A 16,472-nucleotide genomic window follows, 5' to 3' on the forward strand; every position below is an offset into this window, starting at 1 on the left:
TAGATTATTAACTGTTAGTTAGTTGTCATACCAATTTCGTTTGAGGATGAGCAGCATTAACTCTCGTAAGGCATTAGCACCTGATTCCCCCTTCTACCTCTGCCCGGTCACAATGTAGGCTACCCGTTTACCAATATTCGTGGCATGGTCTGCCATCCGTTCCATGTGGCGAATGACCAGGACCATCAACACAGTTGGTTCGATTATACCGGGGACATCCCGCTGTTGAGCTAATGCGTTGTAAAGGGTTTCATAATCCAGATCAACGGCATCATCCCGAATTTTAATTGCCAACCCGGATTCAGCATCCAGATCGGACAGAGCAACCAGACTCATTGCCAGCATTGCCCGACAGCGATCGCACATCATCAGCATTTGCCCCATATAAGGTGGAATGGGGTAGGGAAACAGACGAACGGCAATCTCCCCTAAATCTTCTGCATAGTCTCCGATCCGCTCCAAGTCGCGCACCAGTTGCATAATGGCACTCAACAGGCGGAGATCTTGTGCTACTGGGGCTTGCAAAGCAATCAAACTGACACAGTCTTGCTCAATCTGACGGTAAAAGTGATCAATTTGCTTATCTTGAAGCGCAATCTGCCCAGGAGCTTCCAAGTCTCGTTCAAATAAAGCTTGACGCGCCAATAAAAAGGAGTTTTCTACCAATGCCCCCATCCGCAGAACATCTTGCTGAATGCGTTTGAGCTGGCGCTCAAAATGAGTTCGTGTAGTTTGCTTTGATTTGTTCAATGAGGCACTCACCAGATTGATATGCTAACCTTTCCACCTGTGGGATTACGTTAACAGGCTTCAAATAATCACAAGTATAACGACCTATTTTTGGGTTAACAGAGGGTTTGTGGAAACGTTTGATTAAGCGAAATTTATCGATATTCAAAAATGGAGGCAGCTACCACGAAATCCTGCTCTAACCTGTAACGTGGGAGACAGAATAGCCACGGTTACCCGGTGATTGGTCAGACAAGCCTGCCTCCAGTTTATAATCTCTGAGCTAGAGGTAATAATGGGCAAGCCGTAGGTAGGTGTAGTTAAATAGCAAGCCACACACCCACTCATCCACGCATCCACCCATCCACACGCAATTGTGGTTTACTCATTTGAAAATCGCTGTCATTCCCATTCCTGACCATCATCCATAAAGTACTTTATGAAAGTCAGCATTATTACGCCAACTTATCTACGTCCAGAAGCCTGCCATCGGAATCTGTATGAGTGCTTTAAATCACAAACTTACCCAGATAAGGAACTGTTGATTTTTGATGATAGTCCCTCTAGCTCTCCCTTTTTTGAAGGCTTACCGGATCAAACCGTTATCTACCTTTACTCCAGCCAAAAACTAACGATCGGAGAGAAACGAAATCAACTAATTCAGTTGGCTAAAGGGGATGTGATTGTTCACTTTGATGATGATGATTACTATGCACCAAGTTATGTTGAGAAGGCTTTAGAAGCGTTAGGCGATCGCGATTTTGTCACCCTGGATGGCTGGTTTGCCTATGCTCAAAAGCAGCGAGGCTTTTTTTACTGGGATACCCGCGAGGTGGGTAACTGCCACTATAAAGTTTCTCCTGGAGATGACTTAGAAGTTATTTACACTGAGCTGATCCCGGATGAAGAGAAAGAAATTTGGGCAGAAGCAACCCAATGGGGATTCGGATTTTCTTATCTATATAGGAAAACTATTTTTGAAACTTTAAGCTTTGAAGAGACTGATTTTGGGGAGGATTACAACCTGGTGCAACAAATGAAGCAGGCGGGATGTCAAGTTGCTACCTGGCGAGATGAACAAGGATTGGTGCTTCATATCATCCATGAACTGAATATTTCGTTAATCTTTCCTCAGTTCATTCTGCCAAATTTTCTGATTCAAACCCTTTTCGGTGATCCAGTGATTCCTTATTTACAGGCGATGAGGGTGAGGAGTGAAGAGTCAAATTTAGGAGTTGAGAATGACTAATAACTGCTTTCTTCCCCCTAGGAAACAACGCTAATAACTCCTTCATCACCCATCTACCTTTACTCCTTACTCCAACCACACAACAAAGGGTTGACTGAACTGTTTCAGATTTATCAAGTGAATAAGGGAATCCCCGGTGGCAATGCTGCGATCGCTCTGGGTGTTGTAGCCCCAGTCAGCCAAAAACAAAACCACCTCTTTCAAGTCCTCCTGCTTTTGAATGCCTTGCAGCGTTTTGAGCCGATCTTCCACAAACCAGAACGTTTGAGCGATCCCGTAAGCTGCCTTTAACTCTCGTAGGATCTGATGCTTAGGGCGTTGGGTTTCCTTGCCGTAAATTTGTAGATTCGCCAGATCTACACCCTGCTGCTGCAACAGGGTTTCAATAAAGCGCTTTTCCTTGGTACTAATAATGACCGTGTGTATCGGACTCGTGAGGGCAATTTTTAGCCGATCAATCACCCCGGGGTAAAAGCGGTGTTCTGCCAGCCAGCTATCCAGATTGGCAGCAATCCAGCGATCGCGCACCCCATCCACTTTCGCTGATAGGCGGGCAGGCTCCAATCCCTCGTTCTGCACAATTTGTTGGGCGATCGCGGCCCAGTTCTGCAAGACCTGATCATCGGAGATGCCTAACTCAATCGCCCGCAAAACAATCGGCATTTCCCATCCCGTCTCCACCACCGGACGCAATCGGTAAAACCTTTCTGCAATGCCCTCAGGCGGTAGTTGCTCACCCAGTTGCCACAATTCACAGTAGGCACTCCAGGCAGTTTGAAAATACTCCTTCAGCCCATCACAGAGAACACCATCAAAGTCGAGTGCCAGAACACTAGGGGAGCTTGCAGACATCGTTGTAGTTTGTCAACATTGGTAATACCTTACCGCAGGTAGATGGGGACAGGGTATCGGGTATCCGACCATCAGAGGAGTGAAGAGTTGAGAGTAAAGATCCACTACTACTACGCTGTCCCATGCGGCAGCGAATTAGAATGTAGATAAATCAGCCGCAGGAAGCATATCATCTGTTAATGTTACCTGGTGAATTAAAGGCATTGTAGGCGGTTCAATCATTGAAGAGGTCATTAGACTAGTAAAGCTTGGCGGGAATAGAGCTACCGTTCCTGCACCTGACACCTAACACACTTGGAATGGTTGCCGAACTTACGCCGCAGAATACTAGACATTCGGAACGTCTGATTCAAATACTTAAAATAAAGCTGAGTCATAAGTTTCAAATTTCTGTTGAGTTCAAATATGAAATGGCTGAAACTAGATAACGACTAATCTCAGCAGAAGGGCATAACTTTTGCAGCTCAACAGATAATCTACGAGCCGTTCCGGTACAGCAATTTTTTATGCTGCACTGATGACGTAATGCGATTCTAGATCGCTTAATTCTTGCGTAGAAGAACAGCTTAATGAAATGGAAAAAGTTAAATATTCGACTAACCTCAACCGTATCTCGATATTTAAGGGAAGACGCAGACGCTGAGGGTAGTCAGAAAGAGAATAAATGCGGTGCCTGAAGCCCATACACGAATTAAATTAAGAACATACCATTGCTGTCGTACAGCTTGCCAATCTGCGGGTGGAATTTTGGCTGTCCAGCCTAAGATTCGATCGTACAGAGGTTCATTGAAAAAGCGAGATACCAAAAACATGCCAAAGAAAAAGATGGTTATTCCAACGCATACTAATCCAAATGCAAGCCAGTTTGAAGATTGATAGAAACCAAACCATACAGGAATAGGAGCAAGGATTGAGGTAATCATCAGGGCGATATTGAGGGGCGATCGCCGTGCCACCTTTAAAAATCGCTGCATCAGTTCAACATACTCTGTTGCAGACAATTGATTCAGTAATGGCTGGAAGATAAACAACATGGTCAGTAACAGCCCTGTAAAAAGACCTGTTGAAATGATTGCAATGTCAAGCGCGATCCGAACTAAAGACATGGCTCTCTCCAAGATCTGAGAAAATCACGCGAGGTTGTTCATCCCGATGTCGCAACACATTAGAAGTTAGCAGCGGTACACCGTAGGTTGAGCACAATTTCTTTAAACATCAACTTTATCCTAGCTTAGACCATTCTTTCCGCATTCAAAACTCCTAGCAGCCCTGCGCCACTTTCAAAAAGGCGTGGTATTCTGGTTCGGTTTAAGCCCTCAGGTTGGAGATTGAACTTGGCGATTAGCGGTGAACAGAAATCTCTTTTTTCCGCAGCAGAGTTGCGGGGTTGCTATACCGTCAGCAAGCAACCGGAACTGAACCTTAGCCAGGATGCTTTACAAACCTGGAAACAGCGCCTATTTGAGTATCAACAGCAAGTAAATATTCGTGAAAACAATCAACAGGGAACTTTGTTTGACCTGGTTCCCACGGTTGAGGAGATGGCAGATCAGATTAACCCATTTGCTCTGCCGCAGCAAAACGCAGAGTTTTGGCGCTGGCAGGCAAGTGATGTAGGAGTCTCCGCTCTTTATTTTGTGATCGATACGGAACTGCCAATCCTGTTGTATGTGGGTGAAACAGTTAAATCAAACCAGCGCTGGAAGGGGGAACACGACTGCAAGCGATATATTTTGAACTACGTTTCGGCGCATCGCCCCTATGGATTGCCAGTAGCAGTCAATATTGGGTTTTGGGCAGAGGCTCCGGTGAAGACGCGCGATCGCCAGCGGCTAGAGTCTGCCCTGATTGCCAAATGGCGATCGCCCTTTAACAAGGAAAATTGGGAGTTTTGGGGCACCCCCTTTACGGGCAGAAAGTAAGGGGGGCAAGATAAAGGATGAAGTGAAAGTGACCAATGACCAATGACCTGTAAGAAGGATGAAGGATAAGGGATGAAAATCCCTTTTACAGGTGGAAAGTGAGAAAACCTATTCACCTTCACCCAGTTGTTGCAAGGCAAGCCTGGCGGCTTCCGCAACCTGATGGTGGTTGTCCTTTTTCAAATATTTCAGAGCCGAAATGCTCTTGGGTGTAGGCATATTGCCCAGTGCCTCTGCCAGCCGTTGGCGCACTAACCAATCCCCTGACTGAGCAAACCGCAGAATGTGATCAACCGCTTCTACCGCTTTAATCTCTCCCAGAGCCGCGATCGCCGCCTGTTGTAGTACAACCTCCTGACTATCCAGCGCCTGGATCAAGACATCATAGGCACGCAGGTCCTTCAAATTCCCCAGGGAAACCGCTGCACTAAACCGTACTAGCCAGTCCGTATCTTCATAAAAAGCTCGTACTAGCGGCTCAAAGGCACGGGGATCCTGTAAATAGCCCATCGCCCCGGCGGCATCGGCTCTGGCTCCATAGTCCTGATCGTTCACCAGCAAATTTAGCAGCAGGGGAAAAGACTCCTCCGTTGGCTTAATACCCAGGGCAAAGATCGCCATTGAGCGGATCTGAAGGCTCTCATCGTAGAGCACCTTTTTAATCAATGGCACCGCATCCGTAGGCGACACATCTCTCAGGGCAACCAGCGCCAACATGCGATCGCGAATGCTCTTACTTTCAAGCCGAGCCGAGATTTGTTCTAATTCTGAGATATTCACGTTACAAAAGTTTATATTGTGATTACTTCGATTATAGGGAAAGTAATCGTTTGTTCACACAAAGTGTCTGGGGGAAAAGCCGTACCTGGTGCGAACACCTAAGAGCCAATTCCCAAACGACCTGCCAGACCAGGGGTAATGGGTAACAGAGTGGCGATCGTCAAAAACAGCGCCAGTAGAGCCAATCCTGCCCTGGTATCATCCGGTTCCGTCAGGTCATTCAAAGTGGGACGCTCCAATTCGCGTTGTAAAAACAGCACGACGATCGCCCAATACAACGCCAGGGGATTAAAGATGGCAAACAGCCCCAACACAATTATCGTGCCGATAGTAGTCCGTCCTGCCACCTTACGCCCATATATAGCCTGCACAATGCGTCCACCATCCAACTGCCCCGCTGGCATCAGGTTGAGGGCTGTAATCACCAACCCCAGCCAGCCCAAAATCACCAGTGGATGCACATCCACCAGGGGTTGTTGGAGGGATTCCCGCAAAACCAGTCGTGCCAGCGTTCCCACTAAAATCGATCCCTTAAAAAACTCAGTTGGTAGCTGAAACACACTCCCCTGGTGAGATAACACCAGACCTGTCAACAGCATTCCTAAAGAAAGCAATCCCCCGGCTGCTGGTCCGGCAAAAGCAACATCAAACAAAACGGTGCGATTCGGCAACAACGATTCAAACCGGGTCAGGGCACCAAAAGAACCAATTTGCCAGGTCGGAATAAAAAATGGCAGGCTCAAGCGCACGTTGTAGCGTTGTGCCAGTACCCAATGCCCTATTTCATGGACTACCAGAATGCTGAGAATCCCAAGAGCCAGGGGTAACACTTCCACAAATCGATCGGGAGTGCTAAAGAAATCAAAATTACGCATCAGTCCGGCACTTTCCAAACTGGCAGCGAAGGTCACCAGCAGCAGCACTCCGGCAATCACTTTCTGAAACACCGTCATGGGCTGAGGATCCCGACTGCTCGGCAGCACAATCACCACTGGCTTATTGCTTTGATCTTCAACCAGAAACAGGCGATAGCGTTCTTCTAACCGCTCCTTCAAACTGGCTGACAGTTTGGTGTAAGTTTCTTCCGGTTCACCCCGCAGGTTGCCGCGAAAGATTGCCCCTTCCTGGTAAGGAATCGTTTCCGTTGCAAAGAAGGTATCAATCCCAAAGATGCCCTGAATTGATCGCAGGTCTTCCGCTGGAATAGGAACAACCTCCTCCTCAAGCAGCACTTCTGGCTTAGGAGCTTGATTTTCAGCCTCTTTTTCCCCAGGGGATTCCTGAGACAGGCTTTCGGAGGGGTTTGACTGGTGCGCACTAGCGATTTCAGAAAATCGGCGAGATAAGGCAGCATCTTGACTCAGGGTTCTTAGCCGATTGCCCAGATAAATGTAAAGCCCGGTTGACAGGACAAACATAAACAGTACGGCAACCAGATTCAGGTAAATTCCGACTGCTGTTAGACTAAACGCCAGAATCCAGGGAGCCATTAAGACAACCGATTGCGACCAGGCAAGTAGTCCCAACTTGCCAAACGGTCTGGCACGGTAAAACCCCCAGCCTAAGAAACCCAATGCAAGCAAAACAGTGATTGCAGTAATCATTCCCCAACCTTCCGAAATCAACCTGGGTCACATTAACACAGCCTGCCCAATAAACCGTTCTATTTCTTTAGAACGGTAGCCATCAGGGTTAGGACCATCTAAAAAACGCAAAGCCTTATCCTAATCCCCATCATCCTTTTCCCCCCTAACACCTGACACCTGCTATCCAGGGAAGTTGACATTAGATCTAATCTACCTGAATCAGGTACTTCAGAGATGCCGGAATGTTCGGAGGCACCCCCCAAGCACAGCCTTTCTTGAAAGCTATTGTGGAGATATGACGAATCACAAACGAAATACCCTACGCCAGCGGCTGCGTAGCCTGCGTCAATCCCTTGCGATGTATCAGTACTGTGGACGGGCAGTGCAACTGGTCTGGAGCACCGATCGCACCCTGACGATCGCCCTTGCCGCCCTCACCCTGGTGGCTGGACTGTTGCCAGCCGTGACCGCCTTCCTGGGAAAGCTGATTGTAGACAGCGTGGTACAAGCCTCCCAGTCAGGATTGGCACAGGATCGCTGGTTGGCAATCAGTTACTTGGCATTCGAAGCCGTAGCTGTGGTTCTTCTGGCAGGTAGTAGACAGGGCATTGCCCTTTGCCAGTCCTTGTTGCGGGCGCTGCTGGCTCAAAAAGTCAATGTGCTGATCCTGGAGAAGGCGCTCACCCTCGACATGGCGCACTTCGAGGACTCAGAGTTTTACGATAAGATGACCCGGGCCCGGCGGGAAGCCTCCAATCGTCCCCTAAGCCTGGTGGGGCGTACCTTTGGGTTGGTTCAGGACTCGCTCTCTCTGATTACCTTGAGCGGTTTGCTGCTGCAATTTTCCCTGGGAGCAGTTTTAATTCTAATGCTGGCAGGGATCCCCGCCTTCATTGCCGAAACCCGCTTCGCTGGCGAGGCATTCCGCCTGTTTCGCTGGCGTGCCCCTGAAACGCGGCAGCAGAATTACCTGGAATGGCTGCTCTCAAATGAAAGCACGGCAATGGAGGTGAAGCTGTTCCAGTTGGGTCCCATGCTGTTGAGGCGCTACCGGGCAATTTTTGAGCGTCTGTATGGGGAAGACCGCGACCTCACAATTCGCCGTAGCTTCTGGAGCTACCTGCTGGGGTTACTCAGTACCGCTGCATTTTACGGTGCCTATGTCTGGATTGTGTTGGAGGCGATCGCGGGCACCATCTCCCTGGGTGACCTGACCATGTACCTGGTCGTCTTTCGCCAGGGACAGACCACCTTCTCCAGCCTCCTCAGCGCGATCGGTGGGATGTACGAGGACAGCCTCTACCTTTCCAACCTTTACGAGTTTCTGGAAGAAGAGATTCCCGCGCCTTCTGGCTACGCCACCATGGGTTCTCGACCTGGTGATGGGTTGCGCTTTGAGCATGTCAGCTTCACCTATGCAGGCAGTTCAAAGCCTGCCCTGAAAGACGTTTCTCTGCACCTGAAGCCGGGACAAAAACTGGCGATCGTGGGGGAAAACGGTTCTGGTAAAACAACCCTGATCAAGCTACTGACCCGTCTGTATAACCCCGACTCCGGCTGTATCCTGCTGGATGGGTTGGACCTGCGGGAATGGGACATGGAAGTACTCCAACGGCGGATTGGAGTCATCTTCCAAAACTTCGTGCGCTATCAGTTCACCGTCGGTGAAAACATTGGCTCCGGTGATGTAGACCATCTCGAAGAAGAACACCGCTGGCAGGTTGCCGCCGAAAAGGGAACCGCCCACCCCTTCATCGAAACCCTGATGGAGGGCTACCATACCCAACTGGGGCGCTGGTTTAAAAACGGACGGGAACTATCCGGGGGGCAGTGGCAAAAAATTGCTCTTTCCCGTGCCTTCATGCGCACCAACGCAGACCTTCTAGTACTCGATGAGCCGACCTCCGCTATGGATGCGGAAGCAGAAGTCCAGGTCTTCAACCACTTCCGAGCAATGACTCAGACCCAGATGGCAATTCTGATTTCCCATCGCTTCTCAACCGTAAGAATGGCAGACCAGATTTTGGTTTTGAACGATGGACAGGTGGTTGAGTGGGGCACCCACGAAGAGTTGCTGAAGCTGAGTAAAACCTATGCTCGTCTGTTTACGCTTCAGGCGGCGGGGTATCAGTAAGGGTGTGAGGAGTGAGAAGTTTTCGCCTTCGGCGTTCCCGTAGGATTGGGTGAGGGGGTTGTTAGTTGTTGGTTGTTGGTTGCTAGGGAGGGAAAGGGGAAGGGAGGGAAATCATTAAACATCGCTGGAATGGGAAAAATATGCCCCGACGCTGAAGCTGGTGGTGTCTTCAATCTGCTTCAGGGTGGAACGGGTGATTAGCTTGCCTGTTTCGACTAACACCTGACCTGTCAGCGGGTGAAGCAGATCTTGTTCAGCCCGTCTGCCAATCAGCGCTTCAATATCCTTTAAGGAGTTGATATACATACCGGGCGGCAGTTCTACCACCACGCCATTCTTTAACACGCGAGCCTGACAGGCAAGGCGCGAATTTGGCTTACAAGAGGTGATCACTTCCAGAGTCCGCTGTTCGCGACGGTTGATGGCAGAGAGGGCTTCCATGCCGTCTTTCACATAAACGTGACAGGTCGCACACATTCCCCTGCCACCACACTCTTTCAGCACATCCAGATCTTTGTTGATCAGTACCGAAAGAAGATTGCCATTCGTCTCCACAGAAGTTTCCTGGGCGATCGGCTCAAGTCTGACAATTTTAGCCATTCGATTCTCCTGATAAGCGGGGATTGGGAGGGAGAGGGAAAGGGAGAGAGACGAGATTTCCTAGAGCCTTCAGGCGACTAAGCTTCTACTAATATCGAGATTGCCCAAGATGAGGCACGTACTAGCGATTCAATAACATCGCCTTTTGTTCCTCGTCGAGTGCCTTTTGCTCAACCAGGCTGGGGAAATCCCGGATCACCTGGGAGCAACGCTTGGTAAATGCCGCTACCCATTCCCGAATCCATTGGTGTTCCTCTGCGCTGAGGCTATTTTGTGCCTCCTGAGATGATCCTGAGAAGGTGAACTGAGCAGAACGGTCGATTTCAAAGCGGTTGAGCCAGTCGTACTTGGGCCGAGAAGATTTCCAATAATTCACAATGACGTGGGTGCCCAGGTACTCGATTGTGAATTGGCTGAGATGGTTTAAGGCAGCGAGGAGAGCTTTGAGGGTGGGACTGTCTGTTGAGGACGTTGGGGGAGTGGTGGGAGTGGAAGATCCGGAGGCAGGGGGGTCCGGGGGGACAGAGGAGGCAGGGAAGAATTGGGTTTGGGTAGTTGGGATGACTCTGGAGCCAGTCGTAGTGCCTGAGCTAGTCGTAGTGCCTGAACTAGTAGAACTGGTAGAAGTCGCTTTACGGTAGTTGACCCCAGACAGGGTAATGTTCCCTGCCATTAATCGGAAAGTTGCGATCGCATTGCTAATATCTTCTTTGAGGACTGCTTTTAGGTTTTTAATGGTTCTTAGATAGTCTGGATAAACGAGATCGGTTTGGGTCAAAACCAATAGGATTATTCCGTGCTCCAGTCTATAAATGTAAACCTGATGCCCTGTGAAGTGAAACTCAAAGGTCTCGAACCCATCCGGAATTGTTTCAACCACCCGTAGAATGCCCTGGGCAAGCGCTTCTTTCTGCTGAAAATTGAGGGTCTGATCAACCCCACAAAAATAGGGACGAGACCGCCCATCCATTAAGGCAATACCTGCAATTCCTGGTAAATTCAGAAAGTCCTGAATAACCTCCCGTTTCATAGTTCTTTAATTTACGTTTCAATACAATACATGCCACAAAACATTGCTGGAGACTGAACGGATTATTTTGTTACGTTTCTTGTCTTAAAAGTGCCAATTCTGCTTTAACAATCTAATTCTCAATTTAGCCCCTCTTCAGCAGGTGATTACGCTTCGGCTCCTTCTATCTTTTTGGCTTTAGCAGTATGTCTGACCTTCCTTTTACTCTGGATCAATTAAGAATTCTCAAGGCGATCGCTGCCGAGGGGAGCTTTAAACGGGCTGCCGACAGTCTATACGTTTCACAACCCGCTGTTAGTTTACAAGTTCAAAACCTGGAGCGCCAGTTGGATGTTCCATTGTTTGACCGAGGAGGCAGGCGGGCACAGCTTACAGAAGCGGGACACCTGCTTCTGAACTATGGAGAGAAAATATTAACCCTTTGCCAGGAAACTTGTCGTGCGATTGAAGATTTGCAAAATCTCCAGGGCGGCACCCTGATTATTGGAGCCAGTCAAACGACCGGAACTTACCTGCTTCCCCGCATGATTGGCTTGTTTCGCCAAAAATACCCTGATGTTGCCGTGCAGTTGCACGTTCATTCAACCCGCCGCACCTCCTGGAGTGTAGCAAATGGACAGATCGACCTAGCCATTATTGGGGGTGAAGTTTCCCCAGAACTTCAGGACTCTTTAGAAATTATTCCCTATGCTGAAGATGAACTAGCATTGATTCTTCCGGTGTTTCACCCGCTGGCAAAGGTTGAAACGGTTCAAAAGGATGATCTGTATAAGCTTCAGTTCATTGCTCTGGATTCCCAATCCACCATCCGCAAAGTGATTGACCAGGTGCTGGCACGCTGCGGCATTGAAACCCGTCGCCTGCGGATTGAGATGGAGTTGAACTCAATTGAGGCAATTAAAAATGCAGTGCAGTCGGGGCTGGGAGCGGCGTTTGTCTCCACAACAGCGATTGAGAAAGAACTTCAGATGGGGGTTTTACACCGGGCAAAGATAGATGAGGTCGTGGTTAAGCGCATGCTGTCTGTCATCATCAATCCGAATCGCTATCGATCCAAAGCAGCCGAGGCTTTTTGTAAAGATATTTTGCCCAAGTTTGCCTCCTATACGGTTGACTCCCAAAGGTATGAACCTACCAGTCACGTTGAAACGCCGAAGCCTGTTGCCTCAAATCCGGTTAACCATCGTTTGGTCATGCCGGAAATTGATTAGGGTGGTAGGGAATGAGGGAAGGAGTTAAGAGTTGAGAGTTAAGAGTTGTGAGTTTTGGGGGAATGGTGCTTTTACTTCTCACTCGTATCTAGTAACCACTGACTACTGACTATTTCTATGGATCTTTACTGCACCCGTCCGGGTTGTCCCAAACCCGTTAACTTCTTTTCTGACCTGGACGATCCAGCAGTTTTGAGGACAGTTCCGCAGAAATACTGCATGACCTGTGGGATGCCGCTAATTCTGGCGGGACATTATCTGCCCCAAAAGCTGTTGGGACAGGGAGGGTTTGGGGCGGCATTTCTGGCCCGCGATCGCCACACCTCCAGCCTGCGTCAGTGTGTTCTGAAGCAGTTTCAGCCTTCTGGGAACCTCAGTCCGGGTCAGCTTCAGGTTGCCCAAGAGTTATTTGAGCGGGAAGGCAAAGCATTGGAGGAACTGGGGAACGCCCACCCCCAAATTCCAGATTCCTATGCGGTTTTTGAGCTGGTGGTGCCCGGTGCCCATTCAGGTAAGCAGACTGAATTTTTCTATCTGGCACAGGAGTTTATCGATGGGCAAACGATGGAAGAAGAAATGGTTCAGAAGGGTACCTTTTCTGACCAGGAAGTGATGGAATTGCTCCAGGGAATTTTACCAGTCTTAACCTTCGTCCATGAGAATGGCTTTATCCACCGTGACATCAAGCCCTCCAACATCATGCGCCATCGCAATGGGCTGCTTTACCTGCTGGACTTTGGGGCAGTGAAACAGGCAACCAAAGTTGGGACAGCGAAATCAACTGGGATTTACTCCCAGGGGTTTGCTCCACCGGAGCAAGTTTCGGGCAGTCGGGTCTATCCTTCAACGGATCTCTATGCTTTAGCCGTCACTTGCATCATGCTGCTGACGGGCAAACTGCCCGAAGATTTGCATGAGTCCTACAGCAATACCTGGCAATGGCGAAATTTTGCTCCCCAGGTGGGCAATCCCCTGGCAGATGTGCTGGATCGGATGTTGCTACCCACCCCCAGTGAACGGTTTCACTCGGCGGCAGAGGTAATAGAGGCACTTAAGCAACCCATTTCCCCAATTAGTCCGCCTGTTGCCCCTGCCAGAACTGGAAGAGGGCAGCCGACTCCGACTCCAGCCCCCCCCACCGCGCTACCTGCCCAACCGACTGCCCAATCGATTACCCCTGCCCCACCCTCTGCTAAACCAGTACGGCAGCGTCCTCAGGTGCCACCCTTCTCAACCCTGGAGTTACTGGGGGGAGCCGCATTTACGGGATTTGAGGGGGGGCTGCTGGCGATCGCCCTCATCAGTCTGCTAGGCACGTCCTTTCTCTCTGCTGGCTTCTGGCTGCTGTTGCTGGCAGGGTTGGTGGTACTCCAATTCCGGCGGGTCATTGAGGGTATGGATCTGGTCATTCTGACGGGGGTAACTGTAGCAGTCGTCCTATTTTTTCCCCAACTCCATCAGATTGTTGCCCTGGCAAGTGCGGGAAATCCTCGGATGGCAGTGTTGCTAGTTGCAGGACTGGCAGGACTGCTGTTGATTTCTGTTACGACCCTGTTCCGGTTGATTTACAAACTACTCTCAACTTTTCTCTAAGGATCGTGGATCAGTTAACTTGCATAAGTTGGGTTTCATCCTTTAACCCAAAACACAAGCCGACGTTATTTAATTCTCATTCCTAAGAGCAAAGAAGGCTCAAAGAAGGCTCATTTACTCTTCATCCTTCACCTTTTATCCTTCACCCCACCCATGTCTCAGAAAAATGACACCACAGCTCTGATTGGGGCATTTCTAGTTACCGCTGTATTGGTTGGTGCCGGGTTTTGGTGGTTAACTCAGCGATCGGGCATTCAGATAGGTAATTCACAGCCTCAAATAGCGTCCCCCGGTCCTAACGGTGATAGTCAATCAGATGTCCCCAACAACCGCCAACCAGGGGCAAATCAGTCAGGAACGAACCTATTCTCGGAGGTGCAAAACGTTCCGTCTGGGATATTTAACTATGGTGGCAGCACATCCTGGGCACCGATTCGGTTAGCAGCAGATTCCATGCTTCAGGCAGCCCGTTCAGAGTTTCGCTTGCGCTATGTTGACCCGGTGGGTAGTGCGCCCGGTTCGGGAACAGGCATTCGGATGCTGATTCGAGACCAGTTAGCGATCGCCCAGTCTTCTCGCCCAGTTTCTGATCAGGAGTTTCAGCAGGCAGAGCAGCGTGGCAATCGATTGAAGCAAATTCCCGTGGCGATCGATGGGCTGGCGGTGGCTGTTAACCCCAACCTTAACGTTCCGGGTATCACGGTTGACCAGTTAAAGAGGATTTATCTCGGTCAAATTACGAACTGGCAGTCAGTCGGCGGTCCCAATCTACCAATCCAGCCATTTTCTCGTCCAGTTGCCGCTGGCGGCACGATTGAACTGTTTGTTGAAGAAGTTCTGGGCGGTGGGCGGTTTGGAGGTAATGTCCGCATCGTTTCAACAACGACGGAAGCTTTACGGGAACTGGCAAAAAGTCCTGGCGGGATTTATTTCGCCTCTGCCCCAGAAGTGGTTCCCCAATGTACCATCAAGCCTTTGCCGATTGGTCGTCAATCGGGGGCATTTGTCGCCCCTTATCTGGAACCCCTGATCACTCCCAATCAATGCCCTGCCCAACGGAACCAATTGAATATTGCCGGGTTTCAAAATGGGCAATATCCACTGACCCGGAACTTTTATGTCGTGGTGAAACAGAATGGTCGAGTTGAAGAGCAGGCAGGGGAAGCCTACGCCAATCTGTTACTGACCAATGAGGGGCAGGAGGCGATCGCCAAAGCGGGTTTCGTCAAAATTCGGTAGTTCAGGCTGGCAGTAATCTGGACCCAGCAATGGAGTAGAGGCTTAAAGGGCAACCGGGGCAGGACAGGGAATTGCCATTACAGTCGTTTCCCCTTGCATAAGCCATCTCCCCATCTCCCCATCTCCCTACGGTGTATACAGATCTTGGCTTCGTTAGAAACTGGCTCTGGGGGACTTCCCCCCAGTCCCCCAATCTTGGGCAGGGATCTATTGAAAGAAGGAAAAAAGGCGAGGATATCATGGGCAACCCGGTGGATGACTTGAGTAATCGAGTCATCCACCGGGTTGCCAAAACAGATTGACGACGATCATTCGGACAATGGCAAAATTGACCAAGGCATTGCATCACACACCGGCGTGTGGTCTTCTTTGAGCACGACATCTTTAACCCAATGCAACCGATTTTCAATGTGCTAGTGGTGCCCAATCCGCTCGGCAAAACCCGCCGCATCAAGGGTTAAGGAACTGATGTAAAACACTGTTTCGCGAAAGGGTTTATTGCATCGGGTGCCCCATCGTTTGACTTGGAGGATCCGTTGCACCCCGTCCAGTGTGGGGCAATCGCCGCCACCGTATCCAAGACCCTCACCCGTCGTTCAACCGTCCGACCATGACTGCGCTCGAACGAGTCGTGTACACGGTGAGCCGCCTGTTGCTCAAACGGAGTCTTGAGAGATTCCAATAACTTGGGTTGGTTCCCTTTGACCGCAATCAGATAGTCGTTAGACTAAGGCGACAACGTCTTGAAAGGACTGGTCGTAATCGTGCACACTGACTTTGATGCCTTTAGCGTCTGTCGCCATCTGAGCGTGGACTAACTGTCAACTGCCCGAATTCCTCCTGGACCCACGCATTCAAGTCCGCCGCAAAGACGACAAAGTTAACCCGAACCATGATGTGGCGGATGGTCGAGAAACTGGGGAGTCGTTTGGAGGACAACTGGAGGAGTTCTATCAGTTCCGCTTGATGACGACTGACAAACTCAGCCAAAGGACGATAGCCTGAGTCCCCGCTCATGGTTCCCATAATCACCAGCAGCAATACGACCCAAAGGGGATAGTCGGGTTTAGACCGGAAGTCTGGAATCTTTTGAAGTCCCACCGTTTGACCAATCGCTGCACCGATCGCACCGAGATACCTAATTTTTCGGCGGCATCCCTCAGTTTTTCTCCGTAACTGGTGCGATCGCACGGTTCAATCAGAGTTTGGATGACCTCTAACTTGAGTTGAGCCTCGGCAGGAATTTCGCTGATAATAGTGCCGGATTCTGTTGGTTCAGTCGGCTCAGTCTTTTGCAGCAGAGCAGCAGTAGAATCAGTTGGCAATGGGGTACTTTGAGTGGAGGAGTCCAGCATGTAAGTACTCTAGTACTATTTAGTGATAGTAATTTACCACAGCAGCAGGAAAAGCGACATCCAATTTGGCAGAAGGCTTTTTGATGGCTTATCTTTTTTAAACACTTAACTACGCTTCAGGAAACTCTTTCAGAGATTCTGTCCACACAATTGTCTGAACAATACTCAGCTAGAGATAATAGGACTTATCGG

Annotated in this window: 16 protein-coding genes; 7 read left to right on the forward strand and 9 right to left on the reverse strand. The window is 49.6% G+C overall.

Annotated features, from left to right (window positions below):
* Positions 1–93: 93 nt before the first annotated feature.
* Positions 94–750 (reverse strand): phosphate signaling complex protein PhoU, encoded by a 657-nt coding sequence (gene phoU / locus AC1S52_RS02065; RefSeq protein ID WP_482027382.1) that lies wholly within the window; start codon positions 748–750, stop codon positions 94–96.
* A 418-nt stretch (positions 751–1,168) separates the two neighbouring features.
* Here phoU and AC1S52_RS02070 point away from each other — a divergent pair, with 418 nt between their 5' ends.
* Positions 1,169–1,978 (forward strand): glycosyltransferase family 2 protein, encoded by an 810-nt coding sequence (locus tag AC1S52_RS02070; protein ID WP_482027383.1) that lies wholly within the window; start codon positions 1,169–1,171, stop codon positions 1,976–1,978.
* A 66-nt stretch (positions 1,979–2,044) separates the two neighbouring features.
* Here AC1S52_RS02070 and AC1S52_RS02075 read toward each other — a convergent pair whose 3' ends face one another.
* Positions 2,045–2,830: an HAD family hydrolase gene (locus AC1S52_RS02075; RefSeq protein WP_482027384.1), complete on the reverse strand. Its 786-nt coding sequence runs from the start codon at positions 2,828–2,830 to the stop codon at positions 2,045–2,047.
* A 620-nt stretch (positions 2,831–3,450) separates the two neighbouring features.
* On the reverse strand, positions 3,451–3,936 hold the full coding sequence (locus AC1S52_RS02080; protein WP_482027385.1) for an anthrone oxygenase family protein: 486 nt from the start codon (positions 3,934–3,936) through the stop codon (positions 3,451–3,453).
* 228 nt (positions 3,937–4,164) lie between these two features.
* Between AC1S52_RS02080 and AC1S52_RS02085 the strand changes: the two genes are divergently transcribed.
* Positions 4,165–4,752: a GIY-YIG nuclease family protein gene (locus tag AC1S52_RS02085; protein ID WP_482027386.1), complete on the forward strand. Its 588-nt coding sequence runs from the start codon at positions 4,165–4,167 to the stop codon at positions 4,750–4,752.
* Between the two features lie 108 nt (positions 4,753–4,860).
* On the opposite strand, the gene AC1S52_RS02090 is transcribed toward AC1S52_RS02085, so the two are convergent.
* Positions 4,861–5,532 carry a HEAT repeat domain-containing protein gene (locus AC1S52_RS02090; RefSeq protein ID WP_482027387.1) on the reverse strand — a complete coding sequence of 224 codons (672 nt, stop codon included), beginning with the start codon at positions 5,530–5,532 and terminating at the stop codon, positions 4,861–4,863.
* A 98-nt stretch (positions 5,533–5,630) separates the two neighbouring features.
* Positions 5,631–7,136, reverse strand: a complete 1,506-nt coding sequence (locus tag AC1S52_RS02095; protein ID WP_482027388.1) for a site-2 protease family protein — start codon at positions 7,134–7,136, stop codon at positions 5,631–5,633.
* Positions 7,137–7,413: 277 nt separating this feature from the next.
* On the opposite strand from AC1S52_RS02095, the gene AC1S52_RS02100 reads away from it, so the two are divergent.
* On the forward strand, positions 7,414–9,252 hold the full coding sequence (locus AC1S52_RS02100) for an ABC transporter ATP-binding protein (protein ID WP_482027389.1): 1,839 nt from the start codon (positions 7,414–7,416) through the stop codon (positions 9,250–9,252).
* 114 nt (positions 9,253–9,366) lie between these two features.
* On the opposite strand, the gene AC1S52_RS02105 is transcribed toward AC1S52_RS02100, so the two are convergent.
* Positions 9,367–9,852 (reverse strand): 2Fe-2S iron-sulfur cluster-binding protein, encoded by a 486-nt coding sequence (locus tag AC1S52_RS02105; RefSeq protein ID WP_482027390.1) that lies wholly within the window; start codon positions 9,850–9,852, stop codon positions 9,367–9,369.
* A gap of 121 nt (positions 9,853–9,973) precedes the next feature.
* Positions 9,974–10,882, reverse strand: coding sequence for a roadblock/LC7 domain-containing protein (locus AC1S52_RS02110; RefSeq protein WP_482027391.1), 909 nt, complete (start codon positions 10,880–10,882; stop codon positions 9,974–9,976).
* Between the two features lie 185 nt (positions 10,883–11,067).
* Between AC1S52_RS02110 and AC1S52_RS02115 the strand changes: the two genes are divergently transcribed.
* The 4 genes from AC1S52_RS02115 (at position 11,068) to AC1S52_RS02130 (ending at position 15,227) form a co-directional block, all read left to right on the forward strand.
* Positions 11,068–12,093, forward strand: coding sequence for a LysR substrate-binding domain-containing protein (locus AC1S52_RS02115; protein WP_482027392.1), 1,026 nt, complete (start codon positions 11,068–11,070; stop codon positions 12,091–12,093).
* A 117-nt stretch (positions 12,094–12,210) separates the two neighbouring features.
* Complete coding sequence (locus tag AC1S52_RS02120) at positions 12,211–13,686, forward strand: protein kinase domain-containing protein (protein WP_482027393.1); 1,476 nt, start codon at positions 12,211–12,213, stop codon at positions 13,684–13,686.
* 153 nt (positions 13,687–13,839) lie between these two features.
* Positions 13,840–14,925 (forward strand): PstS family phosphate ABC transporter substrate-binding protein, encoded by a 1,086-nt coding sequence (locus AC1S52_RS02125; RefSeq protein ID WP_482027394.1) that lies wholly within the window; start codon positions 13,840–13,842, stop codon positions 14,923–14,925.
* 131 nt (positions 14,926–15,056) lie between these two features.
* Positions 15,057–15,227, forward strand: coding sequence for a hypothetical protein (locus tag AC1S52_RS02130; RefSeq protein ID WP_482027395.1), 171 nt, complete (start codon positions 15,057–15,059; stop codon positions 15,225–15,227).
* A gap of 484 nt (positions 15,228–15,711) precedes the next feature.
* On the opposite strand, the gene AC1S52_RS02135 is transcribed toward AC1S52_RS02130, so the two are convergent.
* Both AC1S52_RS02135 and AC1S52_RS02140 read right to left on the reverse strand, forming a co-directional pair.
* Positions 15,712–16,026, reverse strand: a complete 315-nt coding sequence (locus AC1S52_RS02135) for a transposase family protein (RefSeq protein ID WP_482027396.1) — start codon at positions 16,024–16,026, stop codon at positions 15,712–15,714.
* Positions 15,954–16,280, reverse strand: a complete 327-nt coding sequence (locus AC1S52_RS02140; RefSeq protein WP_482027397.1) for a helix-turn-helix domain-containing protein — start codon at positions 16,278–16,280, stop codon at positions 15,954–15,956. Before AC1S52_RS02140 ends, AC1S52_RS02135 begins: the two co-directional genes overlap by 73 nt.
* Positions 16,281–16,472: the final 192 nt, after the last annotated feature.

The organism is Kovacikia sp. CALU 1929, from assembly GCF_056784235.1.

What these genes read in the sequence shown, in the direction of transcription:
- AC1S52_RS02140 (WP_482027397.1), bottom strand. Translation starts at nt 16,280, where the DNA reads ATGCTGGACTCCTCCACTCAAAGTACCCCATTGCCAACTGATTCTACT.
- AC1S52_RS02115 (WP_482027392.1), top strand. Translation starts at nt 11,068, where the DNA reads ATGTCTGACCTTCCTTTTACTCTGGATCAATTAAGAATTCTCAAGGCG.
- AC1S52_RS02075 (WP_482027384.1), bottom strand. Translation starts at nt 2,830, where the DNA reads ATGTCTGCAAGCTCCCCTAGTGTTCTGGCACTCGACTTTGATGGTGTT.
- AC1S52_RS02100 (WP_482027389.1), top strand. Translation starts at nt 7,414, where the DNA reads ATGACGAATCACAAACGAAATACCCTACGCCAGCGGCTGCGTAGCCTG.
- AC1S52_RS02110 (WP_482027391.1), bottom strand. Translation starts at nt 10,882, where the DNA reads ATGAAACGGGAGGTTATTCAGGACTTTCTGAATTTACCAGGAATTGCA.
- AC1S52_RS02070 (WP_482027383.1), top strand. Translation starts at nt 1,169, where the DNA reads ATGAAAGTCAGCATTATTACGCCAACTTATCTACGTCCAGAAGCCTGC.
- AC1S52_RS02125 (WP_482027394.1), top strand. Translation starts at nt 13,840, where the DNA reads ATGTCTCAGAAAAATGACACCACAGCTCTGATTGGGGCATTTCTAGTT.
- AC1S52_RS02105 (WP_482027390.1), bottom strand. Translation starts at nt 9,852, where the DNA reads ATGGCTAAAATTGTCAGACTTGAGCCGATCGCCCAGGAAACTTCTGTG.
- AC1S52_RS02080 (WP_482027385.1), bottom strand. Translation starts at nt 3,936, where the DNA reads ATGTCTTTAGTTCGGATCGCGCTTGACATTGCAATCATTTCAACAGGT.
- AC1S52_RS02095 (WP_482027388.1), bottom strand. Translation starts at nt 7,136, where the DNA reads ATGATTACTGCAATCACTGTTTTGCTTGCATTGGGTTTCTTAGGCTGG.
- AC1S52_RS02120 (WP_482027393.1), top strand. Translation starts at nt 12,211, where the DNA reads ATGGATCTTTACTGCACCCGTCCGGGTTGTCCCAAACCCGTTAACTTC.